A 7,330-nucleotide genomic window follows, 5' to 3' on the forward strand; every position below is an offset into this window, starting at 1 on the left:
AACAGGTGGAGAAAAACGAGTCGCTTTTCTCCACCTGTTTTTGTATCTTTTTGTTTAGAATCTGAAAGTGGCTGACGGATACTCGCTACTTGTAGGAGATTGCGAAACAATGCGACAATCCCGAATTCAGTTCTGGACAGCTCTTTCCAAATGCCTAGTTTGTCAAAGGCTTAATAATATAGTCTTCCCCAAGATCAATTATATTTAGGTTGAGGTTTTTTGTCATTTCTTTTATCTCTTCTGGTTCAAGCGATGTTCCTATAATTGCTTGCCCCTTCGTTTTCGATAGCACTTCGAAAAGTTTTTTTTGGCTTTTTACTGCCATTTGCTGCTGGCCTGGTTCATCAAATACCATAAGTCCCGGATGGTTTCCATAAAACCGTTGACTTGTTTCATAGATGGCAATTACATAAGACCAAATTAAGCGAATATTATCGCTGGCAGAAGAATCAAATTTGATATCAAAACCGCTGACAATAGGCGTGTATTTATCATTGGAAATCGTTATTTCATTCATATTAATACTGGAAAAGATAAAATTCTCCAACAAACCTAGAAATTCTTTCTCGAAATAAGTTAACTTTATCTGATCTTGCTCCGAGAAATAATTTTTCGGTAAATCTTTGTGCCTATCTAAGTAACTTCTCCACTCCCCTTTTATTACTTCAAAACGCTGTACCATCTTTTCAAAAGAGCTGTTTACTTCATATAATTTATTTAGAAGAATTTTTAATTCTACTAACTTTTCTAATTCAACTTTAGACGGTAATTTAGGGTTTTCGTTTAATTCGGATTTATATAATCGTAATTCTCTTCTGGCGTTATCAAGGTGTTCGGAAATTGCAGCTAGTTTTGATTCTTTATTTTGTATCACTTTTTGGGATTGCTTTACACCAAATTGAAGCGTCTTAATTTGTTCTTTTATAAAGAATATATTCTCTGACAAATCTAATGGTAGAATATTTGTTTCAGGAGGCATAAGTGAATCCTCGACATGTTGGTTACATGTTGGACAGATACCATGTGAAAAGGTTGAATCAATATCTGAGCCTAGTTTGTAAAGTTTTTCTGCTTCTTGGTTTCGTTTTAAATCCACTTCCAATTTTTTTAGATTCATATCCATAGAGTTCTGGTTGTTTTTTTCCAGATATAAATCCTGCCTGATAGAATTTATTTCATTTTGCAATTGCAATACTAAAAGTTCCTGCTCTTTTACTTTCTTTTCATATTTTGATGTTACATCTGATATTTTTACTATATTATAATTCTCTTTTTCTTTTATTATACTTTCTAATTGGAATATGCGATCAATAATGGGTATTAGATTTGTCTTTTCGTCATAAACATTTAAAGATAGTATATCTAAAAGTGTAGGATTTTCGGATAAACTAGGAACTTCTGAGTGAATAGTGACTGCTAATTCCTCTATATCTTGTTTTAAAGTGGACCATTTATTTGTGAGTAAAGCTTTAATGATTTTTAATTCATCGCGTTCCTTGGCATTCTTGGTAACATCCATTTTTAATAGAAATTCAAGTGCGCGCTTGGATAAATCCCTTATTCCGAAACTTCCTGAAATAGGTGAATAAAAACCATTCCAACCTTTATTCTGCTCAATAAAAAATAAAGGGAAAAGTGTCTGAAGGTATAAAATTCTATCGCTGCCTTCGAATGTGGGAACTTGTGGCAACTCCCATTCTAAAAAACTGGACAAAAAGGAATGGAATCCCGCATTCTCTGATGCAGAACCTTTCATATGAACGTAAAAGTCGCTGAAGCTTACGCTCTCCCTCTTAGATAATAGAGCACCGAAATGAACTCTAATTAATTTTTCATCAATGCTAGAAGATTTAATCCATCTAGTCAGTGTAATAGTATCTCCCCTATGATTGGCAACTTCTAACTGTACTTTTGATTCTAGGACAGGAACTTCTTTTTCTTTAAATAATAGTTTATCTTTTAGCACTGGTTTCATTGTTTTCGCATTTCTTCCACCTAGCATCTCTTCGATTCCTAGTGTGTAAAGGATTGAATTTAAAGCGGAGCTTTTTCCCTTTGTATTTTTAGCTCTTAGTATATTAAATCCGTCTTTAAAAGGAATATCAGTACCAAATAACCCTTCTGGCGTATCGATCGTTATTTTTAGGTGATTCAATTTTATTCGATTCATGAGGGATACCTCTCTTTAAATAATTGCAAAATATAAGAATCAGATAGGCTCTTTTTAATTGATATCAAGAACTTTTTTTCTTCTAATAGTACATCTTCTTTTATTATACTTTGTACCAAATGGTCCCCTTTTACGGTTAATGAGAACTTTCCGGTTTTTTCATTAAATGATAAAACATCCATCGCTACACCATAGTTTAGTGCTCTATTCAGAAAAGGGTCAAAACGAATAACTGGAAAGTGTCTTGTTTCTTTTAATTTGAGCAGTCTTTCATAGCGACCCTCATTTTGTAACCCCCAATTAAATAACTGTAATTTTAAGAGAGATGCGGTTTGTTTTGTTGATGAAAAATGCAGGACAAGAATAATCTGTGAAATTCTGTACATGGGTCGTAGTTCAGGTGGGATAGGGATTTTTTTCCTATTAAATCTAATTTCCTTTATATCTTCAAAAGGTAAATCCATTATTTCAACCTCCAAAATCTAATGGACAGTCAATTAACCAGCTTGCAATTGCTTCGTGACACAAATCGTTGTACACTGAAAACTCGAAAATATCATGAAAATTTTCTCCCATAAGTGCTTTCTTATATTTTTCTAAAGTATCATTTAATAACTCTTTTGGTGCTAAATCAGATAGTAGTACTTCTGCTTCTAAATGACTTGCAATGGAGCTCTTTATCTTCACTTGTTTCTCATATGCAGAACTATATGTCTGCTGCATATGATTTAAAATTTCTTGACCTTTAATATAGTTTCTCACTTGTAAATCAATATATTTATTTGTACTCTTAGATTTGGTTGGTTCATCTAGACCGTGAAAAAGATTCCCTATTTTCCTATCCAGTATTGTAATGGATGCCGTTTGGCATTGTTTCCAGTTAATAATCTCTACCTCATCAGGTATTGGAACATTAATATTTATCTTTTCATCTAAAATTTGCTTTGCCTTAATAATTTCTTTTCCATAAAATAACTCATCATGTGCAAGAACATCAAAAGAGTCATCCAATAAGTCCTTCATTGTCGCATCAATTCTATATTCAATGGCTTTTTCATGGCAGTGCTTAATAAGCGCTTTATTTGTGATTTTTGGAGTGATGAAAATCCATTTTTTGATTTTTACTCCTTGAAGGAACGTCAGTAATTGGCTCTTGAATTTTTTTAATTTACCTAAGTCCCTAGTGATTTTGTCCCTTTGATGGTCGTAGAGTTTACTGGAATCATATTCTTCATCGGGGCAATAGCATTGAAAAACAATTCCGTCTCTTGTAAATCCCTCAATACCTAAATCACCATTGGTATGTGCAGTCATCTCCTGATAGCCATCAGCTTCATATTTCATTTTTAAAAAGGCTTGACAGTGCTCTTCCCAGCTGTCCCCATTGTATGTACCAAAAGATGTTCTGAACATATTTACCCTCCGTACTAAAAGTAAGAATTATAGGAATAAATTAATGGTACATTACTTCCACAATTTTAGCTACTATTCGTAAATAGTTTATTAGGTATATTCAAACAACATACAGGTATATATCCTATTTTTTAACGAAAGTCTGAATAAAGACATACGAAAGTGACACGTGTGCCATATTTCAGAGCCACTTAGGACAAATTCTAGGGACACTTAAAACAGACAAAGAGCCACCTTCTATAGGATCGGTAGTTGCCGCATTCGGCTGTTGTTTAACTTTTCTCTTAATATCTCAATAGTTAATAAATCCCCAAGTTCAATCAAAGCTGCCGCGCTGTGCTTGCTGGCCTGGTGATTTGAATCGAAAGGAAAAGTAATCTTTCGATTCAAATCACCAGGGTAAAGGGGGAATTAGGGTTTTACTAATATTTCTATTCCCTCTTGTCTCGCATTGGGTCAAGTGTTACTCATTCGCGTAGCACCCCATTCCTTGTATCATGTACCAAACGTTCTAGATATTTTTCTTTTGCTGCTCCATACATCTCGTAAAATTTAATGTTGTAAGTTTTTAGTGGTTTCAAATATAATGGATGGCTTTCGTTTGTCCTATGCGGATCTATTTCTTGTCTCAAGTGGCTCTAAAACATGTCCGAGGTGGCTCTTTCAGATGGCGGTATTCAAAAGTCATTTTCATTTGTCTTATTTTTAGGTCAATTCCTTTTTACAAATGTACTACTTCGAAGGTATTTATATTGTCTAAATAATTTAGATTGGTTCAATTTGTGCTGAAGAGAATTATCCCCTTTTATGACAATATAAATGACGAAAAAGATTTGAAGGAAATTCAAAATATCCCTCGTAGAGTAGATTTTTCTAAATCATCTGCTCTACGAGTGATATTGTATTCACGATACTTATATTTTCACGTAATCTCCAACGGCATAAACCCCAATCCATATAGACGACCTCAACCATCATTGGTAGTATAAGACAAGCACCACTACTTTCAAATAATGCTGAATAATGCAGATATGGAGAATGACATGAAGAAGTTTGTATGGATTGCTTCACTAATTTATTGTTTGAATGGGTTTGGTCATATAAAAATAGGTACCTGGTTCTGAAACAATTCTAAATCGTTTTAGAACCAGGTACCTTAGTTTATGATTGTATGGGGTAGGTAATAATCACTAACCATCCTCTTTGGCTATAGATATACAAAACTACACGAAATCATTTTTTTGATTTTTAAGTATCGAATTAAAAACGGTTTAAATTATCATTCATATTACATTTTGGGGGATTGAAATGAACATAAACGTTTCTACATTAATCACGTCATATCTTATACCAGGAATTATTCCATTTATCTCTGTTGTGTTTGCTTTTATAATAACTAAAATACATAGTGAAAGAGAATATAAAAGAAACCTAAGAATACAAAGAATAAAGTTACTAACGCTTTTAAAAAAAGAAGCAGAGATGTATAAAAGTTATCGTTTTCAAAAAAATACTCACAGATCAAAAGAATTCATTACTATTAAATTAATAATAAATAGTCCATCATTTAATGTTGAAGAACATGCAAAACTTATTGAGTTGTCCCTCGAGATGGAAAGAATAAATCAAAATATTGAAATTGCAATTAATGCCTCAACAGGTTTATTATCAACTATCTTGGGTGGTTATTTGAGTAATGTATCAACTGGAAATCCTTTAATGGCATTCTCTAATTCTCGACTTAGAAAGTTCATTATGGGAAAAACTCATGCAGAGCAAATTGGCGAGAGTTTAGAGAAAATGTTTGAGAAAACTATACAAGATTCTTCCAAGGAAGCATTACCAATAATAGAGGGAATAATTAATGAGGTAGATAGACTTATCTCAGTTGAAGCGGGTAAATCTAAGTTGAAAAGGTAAATATGTAAAAAAGTAAATTTATAGTTACCTGTATAGGGATATTTCTTATAAGATATGATGAGCAGGAATGAGAAACATTTCGATAATATACGTTCCATAAAGCAAAATCTGATGTTCAATAAGTTATCAGGGGCACTTCATCTGCAAGATGGCTCAAAGCATGTTGTTTCCGTTAAACTTGGTGGTTATGTAAAGCTGAATTGTATTGTGAAAGTAGATAAAGAAACGATTTTGGATGACTCTCTGAAGTTAGAGTTTCTTCCGTGGGATAATAAAGAAAAAATTGTTCCCTTTATTCAACAACAAGTTCAAATGCATACTAAAATAGTAAACGACCATTTGCCGGATGAGGAATATTTATTTGATGAAACCCATCCGCGATTGGATGCGGGTTTATTCGATCATGTTGCACATGATATCCCTACACCCTTTTACGTGAAAAAACTACTAAAGCTTTTTGAAGAACAACTGAATGATCCTACTACTAAGACACGAAAAGCCACATACGAAAAAATCATTTTTGATAATATAGCCAACTACAGCAGTGAATTCATCGAGCTATTCCAGCAAGCTCAATTCGACGAATCCATTGTACAACAAGAGGCATTATGGCTTCTTAAGCATGCAGCGCATCGAGAGGTTGTGAAATTTTCAATCACTGTACTCGGATGTACGGATTGTGAAAAATATAAAGAGCTATTGTTCACATTAGGTATGCATGAAGAATTCACACCCTATGTCCTTTTTGCGTTGAAAAATGGCACAATTCGAGCCAACACCCAGGTTTGGCAACTAGCTCAATCCGTTCGTGGTTGGGGAAAGATTGCGGCTGTTGAGGGGTTGGAAGCAACGACGCCAGAAATAAAACAGTGGTTGCTCACAGAAGGCTGTAGCAATAGTATTATGGATGAGTATTTAGCCTATACTTGTGCCGTAAAAGGAGAGCTTGACGTAGCTTTATACGAAGAAACGATTTCGAAAGAGCTGTATGATGGAGCAGGTCTTATCATTCAAGCCCTACTTAATGAGCGTTCAGCTGAAGGCATCGAAGAGTATCCGTATGCAAGCGCAGTTCTTTCGCGTTTCGTGTACCATGCGCGTACACACTGTCAAACGCTTGAGGATTTTTATCCGCTCATGAAAATAAATGGATTTTTAAAAGCCGATAGTGAGGTTTGGGAAGAACGGTTTAATGAACAATGGAAACAACATGAGTACACTTCTATTCAGCAAGCGATTCAACCCTTTATGAATGATGCTAAGTGGCCACGGCTTGTGATGGATGCACTACAGCAAGAAAACAACGTAAAGGCACTTGAAATTGCTTTCTTTTATCAATTAGATGTTTCGCAAAATTTGTTTGATATGCTAGAGAAAAACCCCACAAACAGTGCACTATATGTGGCTGTTATGGATGCAAATAATCGTAAGTACATCGAAGACATCTGCACATTTGCGGAAACGCATTTAACGCTAACAAGTCTATCAAATGAAGAACAAAATTGTCTGCAATGCATTGTTCAAGATTTGTATGGACACGAAGGAGTAGGGGTGCCACTCCTTCAAGCTGCTCTTGCATCAGATAATGGAAGCCTACAATACCATGCACTCAGTGTACTGGAAGGATGGTCTCCGTCAATTGCGCAACAACCTACCCTGCAGGAAATCATTCAGAACATTGCAATGACGACAAAAGACAAAGAAGATCGCGAGTTAGCAAAAAGATTGTTGGAAAAGTGATAAAGTGTAGATGTGTTTTCTCCCCCGGATGTTAAACTAATACTTTTTACATAATCTCCAGCGTAGGCGCCTAACAGGGGTAGCCGA

At 34.6% G+C, this 7,330-nt stretch carries 5 protein-coding genes; 2 read left to right on the forward strand and 3 right to left on the reverse strand.

Features of this window, described 5'->3' with window-relative positions; all coding sequences use genetic code 11:
• Positions 1-154: 154 nt before the first annotated feature.
• Genes R2B77_RS17610 through R2B77_RS17620 form a run of 3 tightly spaced genes read right to left on the reverse strand, consistent with a single transcriptional unit; the run spans position 155 to position 3,583 of the window.
• Complete coding sequence (locus tag R2B77_RS17610) at positions 155-2,170, reverse strand: synaptonemal complex protein 1 (RefSeq protein WP_203247779.1); 2,016 nt, start codon at positions 2,168-2,170, stop codon at positions 155-157.
• Complete coding sequence (locus R2B77_RS17615; RefSeq protein WP_203247780.1) at positions 2,167-2,634, reverse strand: hypothetical protein; 468 nt, start codon at positions 2,632-2,634, stop codon at positions 2,167-2,169. The genes R2B77_RS17610 and R2B77_RS17615 overlap by 4 nt, the downstream gene beginning before the upstream one ends.
• A 4-nt stretch (positions 2,635-2,638) precedes the next feature.
• On the reverse strand, positions 2,639-3,583 hold the full coding sequence (locus R2B77_RS17620) for a hypothetical protein (protein WP_203247781.1): 945 nt from the start codon (positions 3,581-3,583) through the stop codon (positions 2,639-2,641).
• Between the two features lie 1,308 nt (positions 3,584-4,891).
• Here R2B77_RS17620 and R2B77_RS17625 point away from each other — a divergent pair.
• Both R2B77_RS17625 and R2B77_RS17630 read left to right on the forward strand, forming a co-directional pair.
• Positions 4,892-5,503, forward strand: coding sequence for a hypothetical protein (locus R2B77_RS17625; protein WP_203247782.1), 612 nt, complete (start codon positions 4,892-4,894; stop codon positions 5,501-5,503).
• 111 nt (positions 5,504-5,614) lie between these two features.
• Positions 5,615-7,243, forward strand: coding sequence for a hypothetical protein (locus R2B77_RS17630; protein ID WP_203247783.1), 1,629 nt, complete (start codon positions 5,615-5,617; stop codon positions 7,241-7,243).
• The last annotated feature ends 87 nt before the right edge of the window (positions 7,244-7,330 follow it).

Origin of the sequence: Sporosarcina beigongshangi (genome assembly GCF_033485195.1) — a bacterium.
Classification (GTDB): domain Bacteria; phylum Bacillota; class Bacilli; order Bacillales_A; family Planococcaceae; genus Sporosarcina; species Sporosarcina beigongshangi.